Below are 25,805 nucleotides of genomic sequence, written 5' to 3'. Positions count from 1 at the left end.
ATAATCTTAAAGATTATTCATCATCTTCATCAGCGACTGGTGCATCTTCTGACAAGATGGTCACAAGAATGTCCGCTGAGATGTCGTGATGTAGTTGGATGGTAACTTTGTACTCACCCACTTGACGGAATGCGCCTTCTGGCATCTTCACTTCAGAGCGATCTACTTCTAGGCCAGACTTGGTCAAGGCATCAGCGATATCACGAGCGCCGATAGAACCGAACAACTTACCTTCATCGCCAGACTTGGCACGCATGATGACATTGACATCAGTCAATGCTTCAGCACGCTTGTTCGCAGCAGCCAACTCTTCAGCTTCTAGCGCTTCTAGCTCAGCACGGCGAGCTTCGAATTTAGCGATGTTCGCTTCGGTTGCAGGCAGTGCTTTGCCTTGTGGGATTAGGTAGTTACGACCGTAACCAGCTTTTACATCAACCGTTTCGCCAAGTTTGCCAAGATTAACGACACGCTGTAATAGGATAACTTGCATGATTTATCTCCGTTAATTACTTGTGGTTGTCGGTATATGGCAATAGAGCCAAGTAACGAGCTTGTTTGATCGCTACAGCCAGCTGGCGTTGATACTTAGTAGAAGTACCAGTGATGCGGCTAGGAACGATTTTGCCATTTTCGCTGATGTATTGCTTTAGTAGTTCTACATCTTTGTAATCGATGTGTGAGATGCCTTCAGCGGTAAAGCGGCAGAACTTACGACGACGATAAAAACGTGCCATGATACTATCTCCTTAATTAGTTATCGCTGTCAGCGTCGCTCTCACCTTGTTCGGTGCGAACGTCGTTACGACGGTTAGCTTTACGAGTGCGCTTGTCTTCTGCTTCTTTCGCTAGTGGCGATTGTTCAGTGATAGCAGCTTCGCGGCGGATAACTAGGCTACGGATGATGGCATCGTTGTACTTGAACAGTTCTTCTAGCTGAGCTAGGGTCTCTTCGTTACATTCGATGTTCAGTAGCACATAGTGTGCTTTGTGGATTTTGTTGATTGGGTAAGCTAATTGGCGACGACCCCAATCTTCTAGACGATGGTTTGCACCGCCATTTTCTTCTACGATGGAACGGTACTTAGTTACCATATCGGCAACTTGGTTGCTTTGGTCTGGATGAACCAGTAGCACCACTTCATAATGTCTCATAAGGACTCCCTACGGATTAAAACAGCCACCCTCAGAATCTCTGACAGCAGCAAGGAGATTGAAAAACAAGGCTTGGCAAGCCAAACCTATTTAACAAAGCGCATATTATACGCACATCGAACGATAAAAGCAATGTATTTTTTAGTGATGATAAAAAGCAGCGGCTCAGCGCGGATGGCCAGTGCGATCGCTGTGATTTTTTGTTAGCTCATGGCTTGCCAAATAGCGGCGACGCTCTTCTTGGATGCGCAGCGCTTCGGCTTCTTTTTCGGCATTGCCTGCGATCACGCCTTTTGCCATCTGCCAGACAGCACCAACGACCAATAACGCAGCCATCACCGCAAAGATCGGCACAGACGCAGAAAATGCAGCGCCAAAATCTTTCATCAAAATCCCATGAAATACACCAAGCATCGCTGGTGCAATCTCACCTGTACCACCTGCTGCCTGACCCGGTGCGAACATCACTGCCGCCAAAGCCACCCAGCTGATGCCCTTAAATGGACGCGGAATGACACGCATAACGACAAGCCACAACAGCAGCACCAAACCACAGCAGATGACATAAACAATCAAAGGCAACTGGCCTGCAGGAACGCCTTCAGTGATGCGACCCCAAAAGCTAAAAAAACCTGACAGGGCATCGCTGATTTGTTCAAGCGGTAAATTTTTTAACCAATTCATTCATTTTACCAAACAATAAGATCCCATCCATTTTAACATGCTTTTTAAAAAATATCGCAGCAAAAAGTTGTTAAAATTAAGAACCGATTGATTTTTATGGATTTTTAGTGAGTTAATCCCAGAGCTTTGTTGGATCAATCGTATTTTTTATCCTGCGCGTCTTTGGCTTTGGCAAGCGCCTGTGCCATCAGCACATCACTTGGCGGTGCTTGTATATAATAGCCCTGCTCGGCAAGCTTGGCTTTGACCTGATGAATGTCCGCTTGCGCCAATTTTTCACGCTCGGATAAATCTAGATGCATCACAAACTGTCCCATGCCAAGCTTGGCACGCATCGCTGATGGCAATACGCCAAGCCAATCGGTCAAGGTCTCAGTGTCATTAGGATAGTTAGGACGGGCAATATAAGCATACCAGCCTTCGTTTTTGGGAAATTTATAAACATCACAATGCATAAGGATACCTACTGATGCTAAAGCGTAAATTTGCTTGATGGCACGAACAAATGCCATCAATGAGCTTATTTTATCAAAAATCAAAAATTTTACTTGTAAATTGTAGCATTATTTTTCATAATAAAGATGTTTTGATTTTCAGGAGAGTGTGTTTTTTGCTATTTTTTGATAGGAAGGATAAAACAGCAAAACCATGCATCAGCATGGCAAAACACCACCGAAGGCGCAAACTGTGCTTGCACAATCCCCATAATCGCTCAGGTAAATGGACTGGAAATCGCGATAAATTATGAATTCATGATTTATCAACACAATCTGGAGAGTGGTAGCTTGTACCAACCAAACCAAACGCAAGCTTACCCACCGAAGGGAAGAAGATCGCGCTGCTGTGTGATTGAAAATCTCAGGTCAAAGGACAGATGGGGTGCTTATTTTATTAGGCTTAGCCTAATGATTTGTCATATTTATGTAATATCATTAATCAATAAATATTTGCACCAACATCTTTAGAAGGATATGACCATGACCGCACCACAACGTACTCCCCTATATGATTCTCATGTCGCTTTCAATGGTAAATTGATTGACTTTGGTGGCTGGGAATTACCTGTCAATTATGGCTCACAAATCGTCGAACACGAAGCCGTGCGTACTGACGCAGGGATGTTTGATGTTTCACATATGCTAGTCACTGATGTTACAGGTGACAATGCCAAAGCATTTTTCCGTAAACTCATCGCCAATGATGTCAATAAGCTTAGCTTTGTCGGCAAGGCACTGTATTCTGCCATGCTCAACGACAACGGCGGCGTCATCGATGACTTGATCGTCTATCGCACCAATGAAGCCGAAACCGCTTACCGCATCGTCTCAAACGGTGCAACTCGTGAAAAAGACTCTGCTCAATTTGCCAAAGTTGGTAGCGAGTTTGGTGTTTCCCTAACTCCACGCTACGATGTGGCGATGATCGCCGTTCAAGGCCCAAAAGCCATCGAAAAACTACTCACTGTCAAGCCTGAGTGGGCAGATAAAGTTAATGCACTGAAGCCATTTGTGGGTGTAGATCTCGGTCAAGACTTTTTTGTGGCTCGTACAGGTTATACTGGCGAAGATGGCGTGGAAGTGATTTTGCCTGCTAGCCAAGCTGCTGATTTTTTCAAAGCCCTAGCAGATGCTGGCGTACAGCCATGCGGTCTGGGCGCTCGTGATACCTTGCGTATGGAAGCGGGCATGAACCTATACGGCAACGATATGGACGATGATGTCAGCCCACTAGAAGCAGGCATGGCGTGGACGGTGGATCTCAAAGACGAAGCCCGTGACTTTGTCGGTAAAGATAAACTTGTCGCCCTAAAAACCGCTGGTGTCAAAGCCAAGCAAGTCGGTCTATTACTGACTGGCAAAGGTGGCGTGTTGCGTGATCATATGGAAGTTGTCACCGATGCAGGTAATGGCATCACTACCAGTGGTGTGTTTAGCCCAAGCCTAAAACAATCGATCGCCATTGCTCGTGTACCTGCGAACTTTACAGGTGATACCGCCAAAGTCATCATGCGTGGCAAAGAAGTCGATGTACGCGTGCTAAAACTGCCATTTGTGCGTAATGGTCAAAAGCAGTTTGATTAATGATAATACCCAAAAGCATTGCTATGGTGAGTGCTTTTGGGCAGATTTTAATAAGGTTATGGTTATGAAAAAACTGGCAATGGGTTTATTATTCAGCACGGTATCTGTATCGGCTTTTGCTGACACACCAACTTTTAAAACTTTGGCAACCGAACAGGATACTTTTGAGCTGTGTCAAGATATGGCAACTGCCCTAAACAGCAATAATATGAACCCAAAGCATATGACTGCAATCATGGAACCTTATTGGTCTTGGAGTGATTTACAACCTGAAAAATCATTGGCAGTAGTTGAAAATCAAGTTATTGAGCTTGCCCATAAAGGTGTTCCAATTTGGGGAAGTCCCATTGATGTCATTCCTTACAACACCACAAAATTTGGCAAAGACAACTATGTCCGTCATGAGTTTATGCTTCGTCGTGAAAACTTGGGCTTATGGTATCAATGCACCTTTTACAAAAGCAAAAATGATTGGAAATTATTGTCATTCACCTTTAATGATAATGTTCATAACTTTTTGGATTAGCCAATTTTATAAAGGTGATAATAATTAACATTTTATTAATTTTAGATAAAATTATTATTACCAAAACTTTTTATCAACCCAAACCCCACTCAAAGGAGAAAACCCATGAGCAATATCCCAGCTGACCTAAAATATGTCGCCAGCCACGAATGGCTACGCCTAGAAGCAGACGGCACCATCACTGTCGGCATTACTGACCACGCCCAAGATGCACTTGGCGATGTGGTGTTCGTTGAGCTACCAGAAGTTGGCAGCACTGTTGAAGCCGACCAAGAAATCGCTGTCGTTGAGTCTGTCAAAGCTGCATCTGACGTCTATGCACCAATCAGCGGTGAAATCGTTGAGATCAACGAAGAATTGGTGGACAACCCAGAACTTGCTAACGAAGACCCATACGGCAAAGCATGGTTCTTTAAAGTTAAGCCTGCCAATCCTGCGGACTATGACAGCTTGATGAGTGCTGATGAGTACGAAAACAGCCTATAATAAACCACATCATAGTGTAGAGCGTCTGCACTATGATTTGTTTTGGCGAGTTGTTGGGCTGTTCAATGCCAGCCCAACATATTTAAGTTTAAAAATTAGATTTTATTAAAAATCATACCCAGTGGTAGTATTTTTAATACAATTTTCGCACCAACCCAACTTAAGGATTTTCTGATGTCATTAAATAATTTTTCTGAATTGTTTTATGAAAATGCTTTTGTCCATCGCCATCTTGGCAAGGACGCAAGCGAACAACAAGCCCTGCTAAAAGCTGTTGGCTTTGATGATATGGACAGCTTTATCGATGCTGTCGTCCCAAAAGCCGTCCGCTTGGGTAAAGAGCTTGATTTGCCAGTAGCGATGAGCGAACACAACGCCCTAGCCAAGCTGCGTAAAATGGCGGACAAAATCACCGTCTCAAAAAGCTACATCGGTCAAGGCTATGCACCAACTCGCCTGCCTGCAGTCATCCAGCGCAATGTACTAGAAAATCCAGGCTGGTACACCGCCTACACTCCATACCAAGCCGAAATCGCCCAAGGTCGCCTAGAAGCTTTGCTAAACTTCCAACAAGTCTGCATTGACTTGACTGGCATGGACTTGGCAGGTGCATCACTGCTTGATGAAGCGACTGCTGCTGCCGAAGCAATGGCAATGGCAAACCGTGTCAGCAAATCAAAATCTAACGCATTTTTTGTAGATAGCCGCACCTATCCACAAACCCTTGATGTGATTCGCACTCGTGCCAAATATTTTGGCTGGGATGTGGTTGTTGGTGATTTTGACACTGCCAAAAATGGCGATTTCTTCGGTGCATATTTCCAATATGTCGGTAAAGAAGGCGATGTGGTTGATTTGACTGACATCATTTCAGCGGTCAAAGAAAAAGGTGCTTATGCCATCGTCGCCAGTGACATCCTAAGCCTAGTCCTGCTTAAATCCCCTGCCAGCATGGGTGCCGATATTGCTCTAGGCAGCACACAACGCTTTGGTATTCCGATGGGCTTTGGCGGTCCACACGCGGCATATTTTGCATTCAAAGATAAAGATAAGCGTTCTGCCCCTGGCCGCATCATCGGTGTATCTATCGATGCGCAAGGCAATACTGCTCTACGCATGGCACTACAGACTCGTGAACAGCATATCCGCCGTGAAAAAGCCAACTCAAACATCTGTACTTCTCAAGTACTACTTGCCAACCTAGCAGGTATGTATGCCGTCTATCATGGCCCAGTGGGTCTAAAGCGCATTGCCACTCGCATTCATGCACTGGCGGTGGCGTTTAGTGACGCCGTCAAAGCCAAATTCACTGTTGTACATGGTACATTCTTTGATACCGTGCTTGTGGATGTGGCGGACAAAGCAGCTGCCGATGGCATCATGCAAGCTGCCAAAGCGGCAGGCTATAGCCTATGGCGTGATGGCGATACTCGCATTTCGGTAGCGTTTAACGAATTGACTGACGAAGAAGAATTTAACGCCCTTTGTGGTTTCTTCGGTGTTACTGGTAGTCTAAGTGAAGTCAAATCAGTGCTTGGCTCACAAGTGCGTACTGATGACATTTTGACCCATCCTGTGTTCAACAGCCACCACACTGAGCATCAGATGCTACGCTATCTAAAATCGCTAGAAGACAAAGATTTGGCGATGAACCGCTCAATGATTTCGCTTGGCTCGTGCACCATGAAGCTAAACGCGACGAGCGAAATGCTACCAATCACTTGGAATGAATTTGCTAATGTACATCCATTCGCACCACGCGACGAAGTGGTCGGCTACATTGAGATGATTGACAGCCTACAAGACCAGCTAAAAGCCATCACTGGCTTTGATGAAATCTCTATGCAGCCAAACTCTGGTGCATCTGGTGAATATGCTGGCCTACTTGCTATTCGCCGCTATCACGAAAGCCTAGGTCAAACCGACCGCAATGTCTGCCTAATCCCACGCTCAGCACACGGTACCAACCCTGCTACCGCTCAGATGATGGGTATGAAAGTTGTCGTCGTAGCGACCGACGAACAAGGCAACGTAGATCTTGATGACCTAAAAGCCAAGTGTGAAGAGCATTCAGCCAACCTAGGTGCCTTGATGATTACTTATCCATCAACGCATGGTGTGTTTGAAGAGGGCATCCGTGATATCTGTGATCTAATCCATGCTCATGGCGGTCAAGTCTATATGGACGGCGCTAACATGAACGCCCAAGTCGCCATCATGCAGCCTGCTGATGTCGGTGCGGACGTGCTACACATGAACCTACACAAAACCTTCTGTATCCCACACGGCGGCGGTGGTCCTGGCATGGGTCCGATTGGTCTGAAAAAACACCTAGCGCCATTCATCGCAAGCCACAGCGTCGCCCCTGTACATAATGCTGTCGAAGGTCAATCTGCTGTCTCAGCAGCACCGTACGGCTCTGCAAGCATCCTGCCAATCTCATGGATGTACATCACTATGATGGGTCGTGATGGTCTATTGGCAGCGACCAAGCAAGCGCTACTGAACGCCAACTATGTGGCAAGCCAGCTATCTGCTGATTATCCAGTGCTATACACAGGTAAAAATGGTCGTGTGGCACACGAATGTATCATCGACATTCGCCCACTCAAAGCAGAAACTGGCATCACCGAGACTGACATCGCCAAGCGTCTGATGGACTATGGTTTCCACGCGCCGACCATGTCATTCCCTGTGGCAGGCACCTTGATGATTGAGCCGACTGAGTCTGAGAGCAAAGATGAGCTTGACCGCTTTATCTCAGCATTGAAGCAAATCAAACAAGAAGCCCTAAAAGTACAAGCAGGCACCGACGGCTGGACAGCGGACAATAACCCACTGGTGAACGCACCGCACACCCAAGCAGTCATCACTGGTGAATGGGATCGCCCATATAGCCGCACTGAAGCTGCTTTCCCACTAGACTACATCAAAGCACACAAATTCTGGCCATCAGTCGGTCGTGTGGATGATGTCTATGGCGACAAGAATTTGATCTGCTCTTGCCCAAGTATCGATAATTATGAATAAATCATAAATTGATACTGACAATCGCCCATTGGTAGCCATCAATGGGTGATTTTTATGCTCGCTAAAACGTAAACTCACCACGCTTTAGTCACAATTGAAAAATATGCATACAAACAGATAAAAAACACATAATTTACTTTACAATGCCTATAAATTTCGCTATGTTATGTAAATTTGAAGTTTTATCGTGAATTGCCTGTGGAAGCTGGCGACTTTTATCATTGGGCGAGCGCCCATCTTTTTGGATGATTAATTCATGTTATGGTTCTTTTTTTGTATCGCCGTGCTGCTTGTCGGCTATTTTATTTACGGCAAAGTGGTTGAGAAAATCTTTGTCATCAACCCCAACAAAAACACCCCTGCCTATACCATGGCTGATGGCGTGGACTATGTTCCCATGTCAAAAACCAAAATCTGGCTAATCCAGCTGCTGAACATCGCTGGCACAGGGCCGATTTTTGGTCCGATTTTGGGTGCGTTATACGGTCCTGTGGCGATGCTATGGATCGTTTTGGGCTGTATTTTTGCCGGTGCGGTACATGATTATATGTGCGGCATGCTTTCGGTGCGTAACGGCGGTGCGTCGATGCCTTATTTGACGGGTAAATATTTGGGCGCACCGATTAAGGCATTTATCAATGTCTTGGCGGTGGTGCTACTGGTTTTGGTCGGCGTGGTGTTCGTGGCAAGCCCTGCTCAGCTGATGAGTACCATTACCATGGATGTCTTTGGCACTGCAGCCAATGGCACGATCTCGGTCAATAACGCTGAAGAGATTTCCGCTGCTGCCGCTGCGACAACTGTAGATGGTGCGACAGCATTTGGCATGACCAAAGAGACGATTTTGGTTGTTTGGACAGCGATCATCTTTATCTATTACATCATCGCGACTTTGCTGCCGATCGATAAGATCATCGGCCGCATTTATCCATTCTTTGGCGGTCTGCTACTATTTATGTCACTTGGCATGATGTATGGCCTAGTCAGCAATCATTTAGGATCTGGCACTGTGTCTTTCTTTGGTTCGATTGACGGCTTGTCTGTTGAAAAATTCATGTCAAATCTACAACCAAAAGGCGATTTGCCGATTTGGCCACTGCTATTTTTAACCATCACCTGTGGTGCGCTGTCAGGCTTTCACGCCACTCAGACACCTTTGATGGCGCGCTGTGCGATGAACGAGTCTGAAGGTCGATTCATCTTCTATGGCGCGATGATCGCTGAAGGTATCATTGCACTGATTTGGTGTGCTGTTGGCATGTCATTTTATCCTGATTTGGTTTCACTTCAAGAAGCCATCGCGGCTGGCTCACCATCAAAAGTGGTCTATGACAGCTCGATCTATTTCTTGGGTGCCATCGGTGGTATCTTTGCTGTGCTTGGTGTCGTGGTGCTGCCAATTACCTCGGGCGATACGGCATTTCGTGCTGCACGCCTTATCATCGCTGAGTTCTTTAATATGGAGCAGCGCACTTTGCTTAAGCGCTTATGGATTGCCATTCCGCTGTTTGTCATTGGCTTTATCGTCTCAAAAGTGGACTTTCAGATCCTATGGCGCTACTTTAGCTGGGCGAACCAAACGGTCGCTGTGGTCATGCTATGGACAGCAGCAGGCTATCTGTATCGCTATCGCAAATTCCACTGGATTTGCACCATTCCAGCGATCTTTATGAGCGCAGCTTGTTACACATTCTTGGCTTATAACCAAATTGGCTTTGGCCTTGAGTATCAGCTGTCTGTGTACATCGGCATTGGCTTGACCCTGTTAACCACCATCGCTTTCTTCTTGTTTGTCAAGCGTGAGCGCGTCGCAGGCGACCCTGATGCTTTGGTTGTTGAACCTAAGATTGAACTTAGCAGATAAGCGTGTGAGCTCTAGAGCCTTTGAGTAATCAAGGGCTCTTTTTTTTGATGTGAATTTGCAATGGGTAAGTCTATCAATAATACAACTGTCCACTCATTAATCCATAAAAATAATCGATACATGGCAGAAACTTTTTGAAAAAAAATCATACATACATATTGCAATTCAAAACAGTTGTGCTATCCTATGACTGTCTGAATTGTCTAGCTAAATCCAATGAATTCTAAATTGGCGGCGATCAGATTATAAAAAGGATTAACACAAGCAGGGATAGCGGCAGAAGATCATATCACACTCTCTCCCTGCTCCTTTATAAGGAGTGATGTATGTCACAACACGAACACCATGATCTAAAAGGCTATTGGGCTGCCAATATCCGCATTATCACGATTTGCCTAGCAATTTGGGCTTTGGTTTCTCATGGCTTTGCGATTTGGCTACGCCCACTACTTGCCAACATTCAATTTGGCGGTTCTGATTTGGGCTTTTGGTTCGGTCAGCAAGGTTCTATTTTGTGCTTTATCGTATTGATTTTCTTCTACTCATGGCAAATGAGCAAGCTTGAAGAACGCTTCGGGGTCAAGGAGGACTAGCCCATGAGTCAGTTTTGGATTAACATTATCTTTGTAGGCCTGTCATTCGCGCTATACTTCGGTATTGCGATTTGGGCGCGCGCTGGCTCAACCAAAGAATTCTATGTCGCCGGCGGCGGTGTTCACCCTGTCGTCAATGGCATGGCAACCGCTGCTGACTGGATGAGTGCAGCGTCATTCATCTCCATGGCTGGTATGTTGGCGATGGGTGGTTATGCAGCTTCTGCTTATCTGATGGGTTGGACAGGCGGTTTCGTACTGCTTGCACTGCTTCTTGCTCCATATCTGCGTAAGTTTGGTAAATTTACCGTACCTGACTTTATCGGTGATCGTTTCTACTCCAAGACCGCTCGTTTGGTCGCTGTCGTGTGCTTGATTTTGGCATGTACCACTTATGTGATCGGTCAGATGACTGGTGCTGGTGTGGCGTTCTCGCGTTTCTTGGAAGTCGATAGCACGACTGGTCTAATCATCGCCGCTGTTGTTGTTTTGTTCTATGCGGTACTTGGCGGCATGAAAGGCATCACCTACACTCAGGTGGCACAGTATGTGGTCTTGATGATTGCTTATATCGTACCTGCCATCTTCATCTCGCTGCAGCTGACTGGCAATCCAGTTCCGCAGCTGGGCATGTTCGGTACTGATGTTGCCAGCGGCACCCCTATCCTTCAAAAATTGGATATGTTGGTGACTGATCTGGGCTTTGAACAATATACTGCCGATGTGCCAAATAAGCTAAACATGTTCTTATTGACCATGTCATTGATGATCGGTACAGCGGGTCTGCCTCATGTTATCATCCGTTTCTTCACTGTACCTAAAGTCTCTGATGCGCGTACCTCAGCTGGCTGGACTTTGATCTTCATCGCATTGCTATACACCACTGCACCTGCTGTAGGTTCGATGGCTCGTATGAATATCATCAACACCGTCTATCCAGAAGGTCGTGATGCACCTGCACTGGTTCATGCTGAGCGTCCTGAATGGATGGTTAACTGGGAAAATACTGGCCTACTAAAATTCGAAGATAAGAATAACGATGGTCGTATCCAGTACTACAATGACAAGAACGAAGAGTTCAATGCGACTGTCGCTGCCGAAAAAGGCTGGGCTGGTAATGAGCTAACCGTAAATAACGACATCTTGGTACTAGCAAACCCTGAAATCGCGAACCTACCAAGCTGGGTTATTGGTTTGATTGCTGCTGGTGGCTTGGCTGCTGCGCTATCTACCGCCGCTGGCCTACTACTTGCGATTTCATCTGCGATCTCACATGATTTGATCAAGAAAACCATCAAGCCTGACATCACCGACAAAGGTGAGCTGATGGCTGCTCGTATCTCGATGACTGTTGCGATTGTAGTGGCAACTTACCTAGGTATTAATCCTCCAGGTTTTGCAGCGCAGGTTGTTGCTGTTGCGTTTGGTATCGCTGCATCGACGCTATTCCCAGCATTGATGATGGGTATTTTCTCAAAACGCATCAACTCAGCAGGCGCTACAGCAGGTATGATCGCTGGTGGTGTTGCAACTTGTATCTATGTCTTCTTGTACATGGGCTGGTTCTTCATTCCAGGCACAAACACCTTTGAGAATGTTGAAGCCAACTGGATCATGGGCATCTCACCACTATCATTTGGTACCATCGGTGCATTGATCAACTTCGCGGTAGCATTCATCGTGTCATCAATGACACCGCCACCGCCAAAAGAAGTTCAAGACTTGGTAGAAAGTGTCCGTTATCCAAAAGGTGCAGGTGCTGCGGTCGATCATTGATCCTCACCCTACCCGAAAAAATCACTCAGCCAGCTGGGTGATTTTTTTATTTAAGCTGTATCACTTATTAAAAAAAATAGTGTGGTATTCAATTCAAAACTTGTCTATAATAGTGTCAAGAATAAATTACATTTTTTATACATTTTAACGACTAACTCTACAAAAGGATACAATAAAGATGATGTTCTGGGAAATTTTGGCAACGGTTTTTTGTGGTTTTTTATTGGCAGGATTGGTGATGCCGATACGCCTATTTTATAAAGGCACACCCAAATGGCTGGTGCCAGTCGCAGCTGGCATTGGCATGATTGGCTTTCAAGTATACAGCGAATATAGCTGGGCGAACAACACCATCGCCAAGCTGCCAGATGACAGCGTGGTGGTCGCCACAGTGCCTAAAAAGACTTGGTTTCGGCCATGGTCATATGTCAAGCCACAAGTGTTTCAGTTCGTGGTACTCGATAAACGCAGCATCCAAGCCAGCGCTGATAATCCCGCCCTTAAAAAAGCAACTCTGTATTTTTTTGAGCGCCGCGCTGCCGCACATCCGCTGGGCATCAGCATTGACTGCAACAAGCCTGCTTTAGGCTTTGATGATCAGACCAATCAAGCCATCACCAAAATCTTGTGCGGCCAGTAGTCCAAAAACAAAACCCAAAGCTCTAAAGATCAGCTTTGGGTTTTGGTTTAGTCATGCAAATAGTGGATTCAATAATCGCATTAAAAAAATCTGTCCGTCGCTGGCTTGGCAAATTTACCCACCCGATCCATCACCGCATGAGCAATATCCAAATAATGCTGACCCAAGTGAGCATCGTGCAGACGCTTAGGCAGCCCCTCATCCATCGATGCACGAATGCTGGCATCCAGTGGCAACTGTCCAAGCAGTGGCACGCCATAGCTTTGTGCCATCTCATCACCACCACCGTGACCAAAGATGGCTTCGGTATGGCCACATTGGCTACAGGTATGCAATGCCATATTTTCTACGATACCCAGTACTGGAATATTGGTCTTGTTAAACATCTCAATGCCTTTTTTGGCATCAAGCAGTGCAATGTGCTGCGGTGTAGTGACGATCACCGCCCCTGTCACAGGGATACGCTGTGCCAAAGTCAGCTGGATATCCCCCGTCCCTGGTGGCATATCGATGAGTAGATAATCAAGTGTCGGCCAGTTGGTCTGATTGTACAGTTGCATCAGCGCGCCAGTCGCCTTGATACCACGCCATGCCACAGGCGTCTCATCTGAGTCAATCAGATTGCCAATCGACAGTACCGCCAGTCCATCGGCGTTGATCGGTACAAACTGATCATGCTCCACCTGTGGCTTGACACCTGATACGCCAAGCATCGCAGGAATCGATGGCCCATAGATGTCTGCATCTAACACACCCACCTTTTTGCCCAGCTTTTGCAGTGCCAGTGCCAAATTGACCGTCGTCGTGGATTTGCCCACACCGCCCTTGCCTGATGCGACCACCACGATGTGTCTGATGCGTGGATGGGCGACAAGCTCACTTTGCTTTGGTGCAGCTTTGGCAGGCTGATTCTCTGCTTGATGGGTCGGGATGGTATCCGTCTGCGACTGAGTCTGCGGCTGATAAGACTGCACTACCGATTGTGAGCTTGGTGATGGATTTGTGGATTTTGGTGGTGTCTTGGGTGCATCTTTGGCATTGGCGATACTTTGCTCAGCAATCGATACATTGATATTCACTTCGGTCACACCCATCGGATACAGTGTCTGCTGTAGAGCATGATATTCTCGCTCAAGCTCGGCAGTATCATCACTCATGCCAATACGCATATTCATCGTCAAGACATCGCCATCAAGCGTCTGATCCACCACAAAATTCATAAATGGCTGACCGTACAGCGTTTTGGCATCTAGCACAGCTTGTACTTGTTCATCTAGGGGTTTTTTCTTTTTAAATAAATTAAACATAATCACCTGATTACTCGGATAATTCCGAGAAAATTACTCAAGATTTGAAATTACTGCCAATTTTAGCATAAATCACAACAAAAATGATGAATTTTGGCACTTGTACAAGCAAACTATCCCTAGAGTAAACGGCTTATTTTTGGTACAATAATCATTTTTATTTATGAATACCCCCATGAGCCACACCGACCAACCTGTACTCATCAGCGATTATGACTATGACTTGCCCGAAGCACTGATCGCACGCCATCCGCTTGACCAGCGTAGCAGTTCACGCCTTTTATATGTGGCAGATGGCGTCATCAGTGATCGGCAGTTTACCGATTTGTCAGAGCTATTAAAAGATGGCGATTTGTTGGTGCTCAATGATACCAAAGTCATGAAAGCACGCCTGCATGGTCAAAAAGCAACCGGCGGTGTGGTTGAAGTACTGGTCGAACGCCTACTGCCTGATGAAGATGGTCATCCGCCCCATCGTGCACTGTGCCATGTACGCTCAAGTCGCTCGCCCAAGACCGGTCAGACACTAAGCCTAGCTAATAACAAAATGCACGCCACCGTGCTTGGTCGTGAAGAAAATCTATTTATCCTAGCCTTTGACGCACCCATTTTGCCTGACTTGGATCGCTATGGTCAGATGCCGATTCCGCCTTATTTTGAGCGGGATGCTGATGAGATGGATGATGAACGCTATCAAACAGTGTTTCACGATCCTGCCAAAACAGGCAGTGTAGCCGCACCCACAGCCAGTCTGCATTTTGATGATGATTTATTAGACAAGCTAAAACAAAAAGGCGTCAAAACTGCCTTTGTCACGCTCAATGTCGGTGCAGGAACTTTTGCCCCAGTCAAAGCAGACGATGTGCGTGATCATGTGATGCATTCAGAATATGCACACCTGCCCAAAGAAACTGCCGAGCTCATCAACCAAACCAAAGCCAATGGCGGTCGCATCATCGCTGTCGGCACGACGGTCACTCGCACGCTTGAGACAGCGTATTTACATCACAAAGATAGCAAGCTTGTCGAATATGCGGGCGATACCAATATCTTTATTTATCCGCCGTATCGCTTTGGCGTGGTGGATTGCTTGGTGACCAATTTTCACTTGCCAAAATCAACGCTACTGATGCTGGTTTCTGCCTTTGCAGGTATTGATCCTATTAAGCAAGCCTATCAGCACGCCATTGATCACAACTATCGCTTTTTTAGCTATGGCGATGCAATGTTTTTGGAAAAATCGATTTAGGCTTTTCGCTTATTTATAATTTATAAATTTTGCATCAGCCAAGCAAGTGTGCATGATGCTTTAATCCAATTAATTAGTTAGAGAAACTTATGAAATTTACCCTACACAATACCGATGGCGGTAACAATCACGCACGCCGTGGCACAGTACATCTGGCACATGGCGATGTACAGACCCCTGCTTTTATGCCAGTAGGCACTTATGGCACAGTCAAAGGGATGTTACCACGTGACATTCATGGCATCGGTGCCGATATCATCCTTGGCAATACCTTTCATCTATGGCTACGCCCTGGCATGGATGTCATTCGTGAATTTGGCGGTTTGCATAAGTTTATCAATTGGGATAAGCCAATTTTGACCGATTCGGGTGGCTTTCAGGTATTTAGCCTAGGTGCAATGCGTAAAATCAGTGAAGAAGGCGTGGCGTTTCGCTCACCTGTTGATGGCGCTAAGGTGTTTTTAAGCCCTGAAACTTCGATGCAAATCCAACATGATCTCAATTCTGACATCGTCATGCAGTTCGATGAATGCACGCCCTATCCTGCAACACACATTGATGCCCAAAAATCGCTTGAGCTGTCACTGCGTTGGGGGCAACGCTGCATCGATGAACATCAGCGTCTGGGCAACAAAAACGCCCTATTTGGCATCATCCAAGGCAGTATGTACAAGGATCTACGTGCACAATCGCTCAAAGGTCTTTTAGATATGCCATTTGACGGCTATGCCATCGGTGGTCTGTCGGTAGGTGAACCAAAAGATGAAATGATCGGTGTACTCAACTACCTGCCGAAAGCCATGCCAAGCGACAAGCCACGCTACTTGATGGGCGTCGGTAAGCCAGCTGACATCGTCGAAGCAGTACGCCGTGGTGTAGATATGTTTGACTGCGTCATGCCGACACGTAACGCACGCAATGGGCATTATTTTGTCACAGGTAATAGCGAAAACAAAGGCATCGTCCGCATCAAAAACAGCCAATATCGCACCGATTTGGCACCACTTGATGAGCACTGCGACTGCTATACCTGCCAAAACTTTAGCCGTGCATATCTGTATCATCTGCACAAGTGCAAAGAGATGCTCTCAGCACAGCTTGCCACCATCCACAACCTACGCTACTATCAGCGTCTGATGGCGGATATCCGCAAAGCCATCGAAGAAAACCGCTTTGATGAGTTTGTGGCTGAGTTTTATGCCAACTGGGGCATGGCAGTACCTGAGTATGATAAGGATGCGCATCAGCTTTGATGCCAAAAAAAGCGCCGTCACACTGATGGCGCTTTTTTTGGGTGGGCTTAGGTAGGCTTAGCCAAACACCGCTTGATATTCACCATCATCAAAGCCAATCACAGCCACCTGCTCACCTTGATGCTCACCGATGATGATAGGACGCTTTAGCATACTTTGTTGATTTTTGACAATTTCATACACCGCTTGAAGCTGATCGCCATCTGCCACACCGCCAAGCACTGCCTTGGTGTCATCATCAAGCTTACGGTAAGTTGTGCCTTGCTTGTTGATCACTTTGTCGCCAAAAATACGGACAAATTCGCCAAATTCATCCCTGCTTAGCACCTGCTTTTTATAATCAAAAAAGTCATAGTTCACGCCAAGTTCGTTCAGTTTATCAAAGGCTTTTTTCATGGTATTGCAATTTTTGATGCCATAAACTGTGATTGTCATCATATCCCCCAAAGTTTTTTGGTTAAATTTGGCAAATTATAGCAAATTCTTGGCATTTTTCGGTATAATACGATGTTATTTTTCACAATTTAATTTTAATTTGCTATTTTGGATAAAGACATGAAAATTTCTTTAGAAAATTATGATTTTGCCAGCATCGAAAGCCAGTTGCAAGCCCAATGGGATAATGACAAACGCTATCACACCACCAACGAACCAAGCGATAAACCGACTCGCTACATGCTGTCAATGTTTCCCTATCCAAGTGGCAAACTGCATATGGGTCATGTGCGTAACTATGCCATCACCGATGTGCTAAGTCGTTATTATCGCCAAAAAGGCTATGATGTCATGCAGCCGATGGGCTGGGATGCGTTCGGTCTGCCTGCCGAAAACGCCGCCATCGCCAATGCGGTCGCCCCTGCCAAGTGGACCTTCCAAAACATCGACAATATGCGTGAGCAGCTCAAGGCGTTGGGTCTGTCGATTGACTGGTCTCGTGAATTTGCCACCTGTACGCCTGAATACTACCGCTGGGAGCAGTGGCTGTTTTTACAACTCTACAAAAAAGGCTTGGTGTACAAAAAACTTGCCACCGTAAACTGGGATCCTGTGGATAATACCGTCCTTGCCAATGAGCAAGTGGTGGATGGTCGTGGCTGGCGTTCAGGTGCGATTGTCGAAAAACGCGACATCCCGATGTACTATTTTAAAATCACTGACTATGCTGATGAGCTGCTTGACGACCTAAAAACCCTAGAAGGTCATTGGCCAAAACAAGTACTATCAATGCAGCACAACTGGATCGGCAAAAGCCGCGGTATGGAGCTGGATTTCACTTACAGCATCGATGGCAATGACGATGTGCTGCGCGTCTTCACCACTCGCCCTGACACCGTGATGGGCGTCAGCTATTTAGCAGTGGCTGCTGAGCATCCTTTGGCACAATACGCCGCCAAGCAAAACGAAGCGATTGCACAGTTTTGTGCCGAATGCAAACAAGGCTCGGTGGCAGAAGCCGACCTTGCCAAAGCCGAAAAAGTCGGCATGGATACCGGCCTATTTGCCACCCACCCAATCACTGGCGAAAATGTTCCTGTCTGGGTCGCCAACTATGTCTTGATGAGCTACGGCTCAGGCGCAGTAATGGGCGTTCCTGCACATGATGAGCGTGATTTTGAATTTGCCAATAAATACAACTTACCAATCACCCAAGTCATTGACTTCAAAGACAAACAAGGTCAATACGACAGCCGTGAGTGGCAAGAATGGTACGGCGACAAAGACACAGGCTTCTGCATCAACTCAGGCGTACTTGACGGTCTATCATCAGCTGATGCCACCGCCAAAGTCGAAGAAATCGTCAGCGTCAAAAATCTTGGCAAAGCCACCATTCAATACCGCCTGCGTGACTGGGGCGTGAGCCGTCAGCGTTATTGGGGCTGCCCAATTCCGATGGTGAACTGCGAATACTGCGGTACCATCCCTGTCGATGAAGCAGATTTGCCAGTGGTGCTACCAACTGATGTCATCCCTGATGGTCGTGGCAATCCACTCAAAAATATGCCAGAATTCATCAACTGCACCTGCCCAAAATGCGGTCAGCCTGCCGAGCGTGAGACAGATACTTTTGATACTTTTGTGGAGTCTAGCTGGTATGCACAGCGTTTTGCCAGCCCACATGACGACACACAAATGATTGACCGTGCTGCAGCTGACAAATGGCTGCCTGTGGATCAGTATGTTGGTGGTGTTGAGCACGCTGTCCTACATTTGCTATACGCACGCTTCTTCCACAAGGTGATGCGTGATGAAGGCCTGGTGAGCGGTGATGAGCCATTTGCCAATCTACTTGCCCAAGGCATGGTACTGGCTGGCACGTATTATCGTGAAAATGCCGATGGCTCAAAGTCATACTATTTCCCACATGAGATCGACCTTGTGATGAATGGCACTGAAGTCAGTGGCGCGACACTCAAAGCTGATGGCGAACCTGTCATCATCGGCAAAATCGAAAAAATGAGCAAATCAAAAAATAACGGTGTCGATCCCCAAGAGATCATCGAGCAATACGGTGCGGACACGGTGCGTCTATACACACTATTCACCGCCCCTGCCGATCAGACTCTCGAATGGTCAGATTCAGCACTCAAAGGCCCGCATAACTTTGTCAAAAAAGTATGGCGTACCGTTGGCGAACATATTGATGCCATCAGCAATAAAACCATTGGCGATATCGATAAGGCCAATTTATCAAAAGCTGCCAAAGACCTACGCCGTAAGACACACGAAACCATCGTCAAAATCGATGTCAGCCTAGGTGAGCATTTGGCACTAAATACACCAGTCTCTAGTCTGATGGAGCTGTGCAATGAGATTGCAAGCTTTGAAGTAGCAAATGATAATGAGCTGGCAGTACGTCACGAAGCCATCCATGCTTTGCTTGCCATGCTGTCGCTATACGCACCGCATGTCGGTGAGTATCTATTGAATGAGCTTGGTGTGGACGCTCGCACAGTCACTTATCCAGCTCTGGATGAATCAGCACTGGTGAATGACACCATCACAATGGTCGTACAGGTCAATGGTAAAGTACGCGGCAAGATGGAGGTCGCTGTTGGCACCGATAATGACACGCTAATCCGTGAAGCCAAAGCACTAGAAGGTGTTGCCAAGTTCATCACCGGCGACATCAAAAAAGAAATCGTCGTGCCAAACAAACTAATCAGCTTCGTTGTCGCAGGTAGCTAATGAAAATCAATCATCTAATCAAAGCAAGCTTAGTTGCGGTGAGTGTCATGACACTGACCGCCTGTGGCTTTGGTCTGCGCGGCGTCGGCAATACTGGCGTGCAACTGGCACCACATCATACCCAAGTAGCACTGATCACTGACAATGACGCGGTGGCCTTTGCACTCAAGCCCAAGCTTAGCACACAACTGGCTCAGCTTGGCATCGCAACTGATGACACCGCCAGCCAACACATCAAAATCAGCAGCCTGCGCTATCGTGAGTACAAGCTGCTTGGGGTGCTGACCGAGATTCGTTTGGTGCTGACCGCCGATGTCAGCTATCAGCTGACTGACCAGACACACACCCATACCGTGCAAGTCGAACGCAGCTATCAGTACAACGAAGCAAGTGTCGCCACCAGTGATCAACAAGGCGAGCAAGCCAAAATCTGGCTGCAAAACAGCCTAGCTCATCGTATCGCTGAACAATACTACACACTTGGCAGAGTACAGAATCCCTGATGCAGCAGCGATTTTTGGCACTTGCCCAAAGCCTATCCCAAGCACCAAAACAGCTGTGCGGATTGTGGCTTGTGCATTCGGATGAGCCATTGGTGCTACAATGGCTCATCGATGCTTGTCGCCCAAGCTGGCAAGCACACAGCCAATTCATCAAACGCATTGAACTCAATAGCCCCAAGCAGTGGCAAGAAGCCATCAATGAGCTGTCTGCCCTATCGCTATTTGCCGAATCCAGCGCCATCATCGTGACAGGCAAGCATAAGCCCGATAATGATGCGATGGATGCATTATCTCGCTTTGCTGATGATGTCAAAGCAGGCAATAGCAGCAATCATCTGATTTGGCTACTACCCAAGCAAGATAAAAAATCCCAAGCCACCAAAGCATTTCGGCTGTTTGATACCCATGGCACCATCATCGATGGCAATGTCTATAACGAAAAGCAGCGTCAAGAACTCTTACACTACTGGGCAACACGCCTAAATATGACGCTTGATACCGATGCTTGGCGGATATTGATGAGCCATACCGAGCATGATTTGCTCACCGCCTATCAGACCCTGTGGCGATTATCATTCAACCACACCGCACCCACTCAAAGTACGCCAACGAATATTGATGGTGACACTTTGATGACGCTATTGACCGAAGGTGGTAGCTTTAGCGTCTTTGATTTGTCTGATGCACTCATCGCCCAAAATGCCATTCAGTCACTCAAAATCCTGCATCATCTTAAGCAAACCGACACCGCACCCAGCATTATCCTTTGGGCGATTAATAAGGATTTACAAGCCATTGCAGGCCTACAAGCAGGTAAAGATGCCCAAAGCCTTGGCATTTGGCGAAATAAAGAAAACAGCTATTATCGCCTATCCAATCGCCTAAGCCCACAGAGCATCAACCATGCCATCAGCGATGTGTATGAGATTGATAAAAGCATCAAAGGACTTAGCGATGCGGATGTCTGGCGTCAGCTTGAGCGGTTGATTTTGGGGATTTGTGGCGTGGATGTGCTACAGGTAAGTGTATGAACACACACCCCTTTGCCTTTATAGTGCCAGTGATTGTCTTTGTGATCAGTATCGCACACTTTGTGATCAGTGGTGAACGCCCTTATGGCCGTGACAAACCCTATGCCAATCGCACAAAGATTTTCCAAGAATTTCAACAAGAAATGCCTAAGCTTACCAAAGGCCTTGGCGAACCAACACGCATTTTTCATGCTCACAAACAAGGTGCGGATTTTGTTGGCATCAGCCATTCATATCCCAAGAGCGAAACGCTGACTCAGCTTGTACACACCAATGCCACCGAACACAATTGGCAAATCACCACCAGTTCTGATGCGACTACGACACTGTACTGCCGCAACCAACAAGAATTACGCATCGAACCCTCATCACTACATCCAAATGTTGTCGTCATCAGCTTGTATTTTTATACCAATCCCAAAGACCGCAGCTGTCCATAACGCCCATTTATAAAAATTACAAAATTATAACAATTCTCTACATAATTTGCATCTGGTCAAATTCTTCTATAAATAAAAATTGTTATCATTTCGCCCAAATTTCAGTTACACTATGTCTGTTTGTACATCATCATTTTGTAAATCATAATTAGGATAACTCATGTCCGCCACCAAACCCACCGCAAAACCGCTCAAATCCGTGAAATTCAGCCGTTATTTGAAGTGGATTATCCTTGCATTTGTGCTTGCCATTATAGCTTTTTTTGTTTATAAAAAATTCAATCCCACCCAAACCGCACCCGAGTATCTGACAACCACTGTCGAGACAGGCGATATCGAAAACACCGTACTGGCATCAGGTAAAATCAAAGCCATCCAAACTGTCGAAGTCGGCGCACAGGTCTCAGGCGAGATCACCAGGCTGTATGTCGAGATCGGTGATCAGGTCAAAAAAGGGGATTTGATTGCCCAAATCAGCCAAGTCGAACAAAAAAACAGCGTCTCAAACGCCCAAGCATCACTATCTCAAGCCGAAGCCAGTCTCAATCAAGCGCGTGGTGATTTGGCAAGCAAACAAGGTGATGTCGCAAGCGCCCAAGCCACCATCGACACTCGCCAAGCTGAGCTCAAAAAAGCCGAGCAAAGCTTTAATCGCCTAGCAGGTCTCATCGACATCAACGCCATCAGCCGCGAAGAGTATGACACCGCCAGATCAAATCTAGAAGTCGCCAAAGCCGCCCTTGCCACCGCCAAAGCCAATTATCAAAATGCACTCACCGCGGTGAATAACGCCAAGCTTGCCATCGATAGCCAACAAGCTGCCATCACCAAAGCCCAAAATGATGTCATCACCGCCCAAGAAGACCTAAGCTACACCACCATTCGTGCGCCGATGGATGGGACGGTCGTCGCCATCAACCAAAAACAAGGCACCACGGTCAATGCCAATCAATCAGCACCGACCATCGTCACGCTTGCCGATCTAAGCCGTGTGCGTATCAACGCCCAAATCTCAGAAGCGGATGTGGTGAATATCACCCCAAATATGCCAGCCCGATTTAATATCATTGGCAATCCTGATCAGCAGTTTGATGCCATCTTAAACGGTGTCGAGCCTGCGCCTGAGACCATCAGCGACACCAGTAGCACCGACTCAGCGGTGTATTATATCGGCTACTTAGATGTGGATAATAGCGAGGGTAAATTTCGTATCGATATGACTGCTCAAGTCAATATCATCATCAATGCTGTGCGTGGCGTACTTGTTGTGCCATCATCTGCCATCGAGACCAAAGATGGCAAAAGCACCGTTCGTATCATTGGCGAAGATGGTTTTGCCAAGCCTGTCGAAGTTGAAGTCGGTATCGATAACCGTGTCAATGCCGAGATCAAATCCGGACTAAGCAAAGGGGATGTCATCGTCATTGGCGAACAAAGTCAAGGACAATCATCCAACCAAAGCCGTAGCAATAACCGTCCACCGATGATGTAAGGCGATGATGATGCAAACACTCAATCCCCATCAAGGCAAGACACCTTTGATCGAAGTGCGTGATTTGGTGCGAGATTTTCCAGCTGGCGATAGCCAAATCCGCATCTTACACGGCATCAATCTCACACTGTATCAAGGCGAGATGGTTGCCATCATCGGTCAGTCAGGTTCAGGCAAATCCACTTTGATGAATATCTTGGGCTGCCTTGATAAAGCCAGCGGCGGGCACTATACCATCTTTGGTCGTTCAGTCGATGAAATGGATACCGAAGAGTTGGCACAATTACGCCGTGAGCATTTTGGCTTTATTTTTCAGCGATATCATCTGCTTGGTGATATCAATGCACTGGATAATGTCACCGTCCCTGCCATCTATGCTGGTATGGATACCGCCAAGCGTCGTGCTCGTGCAGAACAGCTATTGGCTTCCCTTGGCTTGGGGGATAAAACCCAAAACCGCCCAAATCAGCTCTCAGGCGGTCAGCAGCAACGCGTCTCCATCGCTCGTGCTTTGATGAATGGTGGTGACATCATCCTAGCTGATGAACCGACAGGCGCACTTGATAGCCACTCAGGCATCGAAGTGATGAAAATCCTGCACGAACTCAAGGACAAAGGCCATACCATCATCATGGTCACGCACGATCCTAAGCTTGCTGCCGAAGCTAAACGCGTGATTGAGCTCAAAGATGGTCAAGTCATCGCTGACTACTACACCGAGCACGCCACCCATCGCACCAGCATCAGCCACAGCGACCATTCACGCCAAAAATCAGATACAAAAAATGCCTTATTTGGCTTTTTTGATCGGCTAAAAGAAGCGTTCAAAATGTCGCTGTACGCCATGAAAGCCCACAAGATGCGAACGCTTTTGACCATGCTTGGCATCATCATCGGCATCGCATCGGTGGTCTCTGTGGTGGGTCTGGGTCAAGGCTCACAACAAAAAATTCTCGCCGACATCAATCAGCTGGGCACCAATACCATCACGGTCATCGATGGTTATCCTTTTGGTGATCCACGCCGCAGGTTCGGTCATGACAATCTCACCACTGCCGATGCTGAAGCTGTCGCCGCTCAGCCTTATGCCAAAAGCGTCAGCCCGCAAGTTGATAGCAGCGTCACCGCTCGCTACAAAAATGTCGAAGCATCCGCCAGTGTCAATGGTGTGGGTAAAGATTATCTGGCGGTCACTGGTGAGAAGCTAGTCATGGGACAAGGCTTCACTGCCGATAGCGTCAATAAGCTCACCCAAGATATTATCTTGGATAATAATGCTTATAAGACCTTCTTTAATGGTGAAGGCAATCCAATCGGTGAAATTATCCTAGTCGGCAAAGTTCCTGGTCAAGTAGTTGGCGTCTTATCCAGCAAAAGCACCAGTTTTGGCCGCCAAAACAACACGCCACAGCTTTATATGCCTTACACCACCGTGATGCATCGAATGCTTGGCACAAGCTACCTAGACCGCTTTGTGGTGCTGATTGATGATGCGACACCATCGAGCGTCGCCGAGACCGCCATCAGTGATCTGATCAAATCTCGCCACGGCACCGATGATTTTAATATCATGAATACCGATTCCATCCGTCAAACGGTCGAATCCACCACAGCCACGATGACCTTGCTTGTATCGTCCATCGCCATCATCTCACTCATCGTCGGTGGTATCGGCGTGATGAATATCATGCTCGTCTCAGTCACCGAACGCACCAGCGAAATCGGTGTGCGTATGGCAGTTGGCGCTCGCCAAAGTGATATCATGCAGCAGTTTTTGATTGAAGCGGTGCTTGTGTGTATTCTTGGCGGCGTGTTGGGCGTGGCGTTTGCCTTTGCCATTGGTGAGCTGATTAATAAATTCGGCGGTGGAGATTTTAGCGTGGTGTATTCACCCTTATCCATCGTGGCTGCTTTTGTCTGCTCAACGCTAATTGGTGTGGTATTTGGCTTTTTGCCTGCCCGCTCAGCATCACAGCTAAATCCTGTGGATGCACTGAGTCGTAATTAATCGTACTGATGGCAGCGTAAATTTATGATGCGTGGTTAACACCCAAGCGCAGCAAATATCATCCAATAAAATCAAGGTCTAGTGTGCTTTTTGCTAAAATTTTGAAAATTTTTGGATTTTTTGCAAATTAATGCTTGCAATCATAAAAATTATGCGTATAATATGCACCACATTAGCGATACGGATTACCGTATCCGACTAGATAAATGGGTCGTTAGCTCAGTTGGTAGAGCAGTTGACTTTTAATCAATTGGTCGCAGGTTCGAATCCTGCACGACCCACCATTTATCCTAGTATCGCTAACGGGTCGTTAGCTCAGTTGGTAGAGCAGTTGACTTTTAATCAATTGGTCGCAGGTTCGAATCCTGCACGACCCACCATCATTCCCCAATAGCTCAGTCGGTAGAGCATCGGACTGTTAATCCGTGTGTCCCTGGTTCGAGCCCAGGTTGGGGAGCCATATTAAAAAAAGCCCTTGGTGATTGTGAACCGACCCCCAATTCT

At 46.8% G+C, this 25,805-nt stretch carries 23 protein-coding genes, 3 tRNA genes and 2 riboswitches; of the genes, 19 read left to right on the top strand and 7 right to left on the bottom strand.

Features of this window, described 5'->3' with window-relative positions; all coding sequences use genetic code 11:
• Nucleotides 1-13: 13 nt before the first annotated feature.
• The 5 genes from rplI to B0681_RS04315 form a co-directional block, all read right to left on the bottom strand.
• Complete coding sequence (gene rplI, locus B0681_RS04335) at nucleotides 14-490, bottom strand: 50S ribosomal protein L9 (RefSeq protein ID WP_078317534.1); 477 nt, start codon at nucleotides 488-490, stop codon at nucleotides 14-16.
• A gap of 16 nt (nucleotides 491-506) precedes the next feature.
• On the bottom strand, nucleotides 507-734 hold the full coding sequence (rpsR, locus tag B0681_RS04330; protein ID WP_078317533.1) for a 30S ribosomal protein S18: 228 nt from the start codon (nucleotides 732-734) through the stop codon (nucleotides 507-509).
• 16 nt (nucleotides 735-750) lie between these two features.
• Entirely contained in the window at nucleotides 751-1,152 is a 402-nt protein-coding gene (gene rpsF / locus B0681_RS04325) for a 30S ribosomal protein S6 (protein ID WP_078317532.1), read from the bottom strand.
• Between the two features lie 165 nt (nucleotides 1,153-1,317).
• Nucleotides 1,318-1,836 (bottom strand): hypothetical protein, encoded by a 519-nt coding sequence (locus B0681_RS04320; protein WP_078317531.1) that lies wholly within the window; start codon nucleotides 1,834-1,836, stop codon nucleotides 1,318-1,320.
• 134 nt (nucleotides 1,837-1,970) lie between these two features.
• Nucleotides 1,971-2,291, bottom strand: coding sequence for a YcgL domain-containing protein (locus B0681_RS04315; RefSeq protein ID WP_078317728.1), 321 nt, complete (start codon nucleotides 2,289-2,291; stop codon nucleotides 1,971-1,973).
• Between the two features lie 129 nt (nucleotides 2,292-2,420).
• A riboswitch (glycine riboswitch) is annotated at nucleotides 2,421-2,574 on the top strand.
• 22 nt (nucleotides 2,575-2,596) lie between these two features.
• Nucleotides 2,597-2,720: riboswitch (glycine riboswitch) on the top strand.
• Between the two features lie 93 nt (nucleotides 2,721-2,813).
• Between B0681_RS04315 and gcvT the strand changes: the two genes are divergently transcribed.
• The 8 genes from gcvT to B0681_RS04275 all read left to right on the top strand — a co-directional run bounded on the left by gcvT (nucleotide 2,814) and on the right by B0681_RS04275 (nucleotide 12,832).
• A complete protein-coding gene (gcvT, locus tag B0681_RS04310) occupies nucleotides 2,814-3,917 on the top strand; it encodes a glycine cleavage system aminomethyltransferase GcvT (protein ID WP_078317530.1) in 1,104 nt (367 codons plus the stop codon).
• 64 nt (nucleotides 3,918-3,981) lie between these two features.
• Nucleotides 3,982-4,443 (top strand): hypothetical protein, encoded by a 462-nt coding sequence (locus tag B0681_RS04305; RefSeq protein ID WP_143821220.1) that lies wholly within the window; start codon nucleotides 3,982-3,984, stop codon nucleotides 4,441-4,443.
• Between the two features lie 105 nt (nucleotides 4,444-4,548).
• Entirely contained in the window at nucleotides 4,549-4,929 is a 381-nt protein-coding gene (gene gcvH, locus B0681_RS04300; protein WP_078317528.1) for a glycine cleavage system protein GcvH, read from the top strand.
• Between the two features lie 174 nt (nucleotides 4,930-5,103).
• Complete coding sequence (gene gcvP, locus B0681_RS04295; RefSeq protein ID WP_078317527.1) at nucleotides 5,104-7,959, top strand: aminomethyl-transferring glycine dehydrogenase; 2,856 nt, start codon at nucleotides 5,104-5,106, stop codon at nucleotides 7,957-7,959.
• Between the two features lie 256 nt (nucleotides 7,960-8,215).
• On the top strand, nucleotides 8,216-9,823 hold the full coding sequence (locus tag B0681_RS04290) for a carbon starvation CstA family protein (protein WP_078317526.1): 1,608 nt from the start codon (nucleotides 8,216-8,218) through the stop codon (nucleotides 9,821-9,823).
• Nucleotides 9,824-10,149: 326 nt separating this feature from the next.
• Nucleotides 10,150-10,416 (top strand): DUF4212 domain-containing protein, encoded by a 267-nt coding sequence (locus B0681_RS04285; RefSeq protein WP_078317525.1) that lies wholly within the window; start codon nucleotides 10,150-10,152, stop codon nucleotides 10,414-10,416.
• A 3-nt stretch (nucleotides 10,417-10,419) separates the two neighbouring features.
• The gene (locus B0681_RS04280; protein ID WP_078317524.1) at nucleotides 10,420-12,192 is read left to right on the top strand and encodes a sodium:solute symporter family protein; all 1,773 of its coding nucleotides are present in this window, start codon (nucleotides 10,420-10,422) and stop codon (nucleotides 12,190-12,192) included.
• 178 nt (nucleotides 12,193-12,370) lie between these two features.
• On the top strand, nucleotides 12,371-12,832 hold the full coding sequence (locus tag B0681_RS04275; RefSeq protein ID WP_078317523.1) for a hypothetical protein: 462 nt from the start codon (nucleotides 12,371-12,373) through the stop codon (nucleotides 12,830-12,832).
• Between the two features lie 80 nt (nucleotides 12,833-12,912).
• Here B0681_RS04275 and B0681_RS04270 read toward each other — a convergent pair whose 3' ends face one another.
• Nucleotides 12,913-14,139, bottom strand: a complete 1,227-nt coding sequence (locus B0681_RS04270) for an Mrp/NBP35 family ATP-binding protein (protein WP_078317522.1) — start codon at nucleotides 14,137-14,139, stop codon at nucleotides 12,913-12,915.
• A 175-nt stretch (nucleotides 14,140-14,314) separates the two neighbouring features.
• Between B0681_RS04270 and queA the strand changes: the two genes are divergently transcribed.
• A complete protein-coding gene (gene queA, locus B0681_RS04265) occupies nucleotides 14,315-15,388 on the top strand; it encodes a tRNA preQ1(34) S-adenosylmethionine ribosyltransferase-isomerase QueA (RefSeq protein WP_078317521.1) in 1,074 nt (357 codons plus the stop codon).
• Nucleotides 15,389-15,477: 89 nt separating this feature from the next.
• A complete protein-coding gene (gene tgt, locus B0681_RS04260) occupies nucleotides 15,478-16,641 on the top strand; it encodes a tRNA guanosine(34) transglycosylase Tgt (RefSeq protein WP_078317520.1) in 1,164 nt (387 codons plus the stop codon).
• Between the two features lie 57 nt (nucleotides 16,642-16,698).
• Here tgt and B0681_RS04255 read toward each other — a convergent pair whose 3' ends face one another.
• On the bottom strand, nucleotides 16,699-17,076 hold the full coding sequence (locus B0681_RS04255) for an ArsC/Spx/MgsR family protein (protein ID WP_078317519.1): 378 nt from the start codon (nucleotides 17,074-17,076) through the stop codon (nucleotides 16,699-16,701).
• 120 nt (nucleotides 17,077-17,196) lie between these two features.
• Between B0681_RS04255 and leuS the strand changes: the two genes are divergently transcribed.
• From leuS to B0681_RS04210, 9 genes are all read left to right on the top strand, one after another.
• The gene (leuS, locus tag B0681_RS04250) at nucleotides 17,197-19,827 is read left to right on the top strand and encodes a leucine--tRNA ligase (protein ID WP_078317518.1); all 2,631 of its coding nucleotides are present in this window, start codon (nucleotides 17,197-17,199) and stop codon (nucleotides 19,825-19,827) included.
• The gene (locus B0681_RS04245) at nucleotides 19,827-20,330 is read left to right on the top strand and encodes an LPS-assembly lipoprotein LptE (RefSeq protein ID WP_078317517.1); all 504 of its coding nucleotides are present in this window, start codon (nucleotides 19,827-19,829) and stop codon (nucleotides 20,328-20,330) included. The genes leuS and B0681_RS04245 overlap by 1 nt, the downstream gene beginning before the upstream one ends.
• Nucleotides 20,330-21,361, top strand: coding sequence for a DNA polymerase III subunit delta (gene holA, locus B0681_RS04240; RefSeq protein WP_078317516.1), 1,032 nt, complete (start codon nucleotides 20,330-20,332; stop codon nucleotides 21,359-21,361). The genes B0681_RS04245 and holA overlap by 1 nt, the downstream gene beginning before the upstream one ends.
• Entirely contained in the window at nucleotides 21,358-21,801 is a 444-nt protein-coding gene (locus B0681_RS04235) for a hypothetical protein (RefSeq protein ID WP_078317515.1), read from the top strand. Before holA ends, B0681_RS04235 begins: the two co-directional genes overlap by 4 nt.
• A 160-nt stretch (nucleotides 21,802-21,961) precedes the next feature.
• On the top strand, nucleotides 21,962-23,293 hold the full coding sequence (locus B0681_RS04230) for an efflux RND transporter periplasmic adaptor subunit (protein WP_078317514.1): 1,332 nt from the start codon (nucleotides 21,962-21,964) through the stop codon (nucleotides 23,291-23,293).
• A 10-nt stretch (nucleotides 23,294-23,303) separates the two neighbouring features.
• Nucleotides 23,304-25,301, top strand: a complete 1,998-nt coding sequence (locus tag B0681_RS04225; protein ID WP_169835677.1) for a MacB family efflux pump subunit — start codon at nucleotides 23,304-23,306, stop codon at nucleotides 25,299-25,301.
• 208 nt (nucleotides 25,302-25,509) lie between these two features.
• Nucleotides 25,510-25,585: transfer RNA gene (locus tag B0681_RS04220), tRNA-Lys, on the top strand.
• A 20-nt stretch (nucleotides 25,586-25,605) separates the two neighbouring features.
• A tRNA-Lys gene (locus B0681_RS04215) sits at nucleotides 25,606-25,681 on the top strand.
• Between the two features lie 4 nt (nucleotides 25,682-25,685).
• Nucleotides 25,686-25,761: transfer RNA gene (locus B0681_RS04210), tRNA-Asn, on the top strand.
• The last annotated feature ends 44 nt before the right edge of the window (nucleotides 25,762-25,805 follow it).

The organism is Moraxella porci DSM 25326 (assembly GCF_002014855.1).
Classification (GTDB): domain Bacteria; phylum Pseudomonadota; class Gammaproteobacteria; order Pseudomonadales; family Moraxellaceae; genus Moraxella; species Moraxella porci.
Note: the sequence above shows the minus strand (reverse complement) of the source record. Positions and strands in the feature narration are given on the sequence as shown.

Bases quoted from the DNA above. Each gene is read 5' to 3' on its own strand.
- rplI (WP_078317534.1), bottom strand. From the start codon at position 490: ATGCAAGTTATCCTATTACAGCGTGTCGTTAATCTTGGCAAACTTGGC.
- rpsR (WP_078317533.1), bottom strand. From the start codon at position 734: ATGGCACGTTTTTATCGTCGTCGTAAGTTCTGCCGCTTTACCGCTGAA.
- rpsF (WP_078317532.1), bottom strand. From the start codon at position 1,152: ATGAGACATTATGAAGTGGTGCTACTGGTTCATCCAGACCAAAGCAAC.
- B0681_RS04320 (WP_078317531.1), bottom strand. From the start codon at position 1,836: ATGAATTGGTTAAAAAATTTACCGCTTGAACAAATCAGCGATGCCCTG.
- B0681_RS04315 (WP_078317728.1), bottom strand. From the start codon at position 2,291: ATGCATTGTGATGTTTATAAATTTCCCAAAAACGAAGGCTGGTATGCT.
- gcvT (WP_078317530.1), top strand. From the start codon at position 2,814: ATGACCGCACCACAACGTACTCCCCTATATGATTCTCATGTCGCTTTC.
- B0681_RS04305 (WP_143821220.1), top strand. From the start codon at position 3,982: ATGAAAAAACTGGCAATGGGTTTATTATTCAGCACGGTATCTGTATCG.
- gcvH (WP_078317528.1), top strand. From the start codon at position 4,549: ATGAGCAATATCCCAGCTGACCTAAAATATGTCGCCAGCCACGAATGG.
- gcvP (WP_078317527.1), top strand. From the start codon at position 5,104: ATGTCATTAAATAATTTTTCTGAATTGTTTTATGAAAATGCTTTTGTC.
- B0681_RS04290 (WP_078317526.1), top strand. From the start codon at position 8,216: ATGTTATGGTTCTTTTTTTGTATCGCCGTGCTGCTTGTCGGCTATTTT.
- B0681_RS04285 (WP_078317525.1), top strand. From the start codon at position 10,150: ATGTCACAACACGAACACCATGATCTAAAAGGCTATTGGGCTGCCAAT.
- B0681_RS04280 (WP_078317524.1), top strand. From the start codon at position 10,420: ATGAGTCAGTTTTGGATTAACATTATCTTTGTAGGCCTGTCATTCGCG.
- B0681_RS04275 (WP_078317523.1), top strand. From the start codon at position 12,371: ATGATGTTCTGGGAAATTTTGGCAACGGTTTTTTGTGGTTTTTTATTG.
- B0681_RS04270 (WP_078317522.1), bottom strand. From the start codon at position 14,139: ATGTTTAATTTATTTAAAAAGAAAAAACCCCTAGATGAACAAGTACAA.
- queA (WP_078317521.1), top strand. From the start codon at position 14,315: ATGAGCCACACCGACCAACCTGTACTCATCAGCGATTATGACTATGAC.
- tgt (WP_078317520.1), top strand. From the start codon at position 15,478: ATGAAATTTACCCTACACAATACCGATGGCGGTAACAATCACGCACGC.
- B0681_RS04255 (WP_078317519.1), bottom strand. From the start codon at position 17,076: ATGACAATCACAGTTTATGGCATCAAAAATTGCAATACCATGAAAAAA.
- leuS (WP_078317518.1), top strand. From the start codon at position 17,197: ATGAAAATTTCTTTAGAAAATTATGATTTTGCCAGCATCGAAAGCCAG.
- B0681_RS04245 (WP_078317517.1), top strand. From the start codon at position 19,827: ATGAAAATCAATCATCTAATCAAAGCAAGCTTAGTTGCGGTGAGTGTC.
- holA (WP_078317516.1), top strand. From the start codon at position 20,330: ATGCAGCAGCGATTTTTGGCACTTGCCCAAAGCCTATCCCAAGCACCA.
- B0681_RS04235 (WP_078317515.1), top strand. From the start codon at position 21,358: ATGAACACACACCCCTTTGCCTTTATAGTGCCAGTGATTGTCTTTGTG.
- B0681_RS04230 (WP_078317514.1), top strand. From the start codon at position 21,962: ATGTCCGCCACCAAACCCACCGCAAAACCGCTCAAATCCGTGAAATTC.
- B0681_RS04225 (WP_169835677.1), top strand. From the start codon at position 23,304: ATGCAAACACTCAATCCCCATCAAGGCAAGACACCTTTGATCGAAGTG.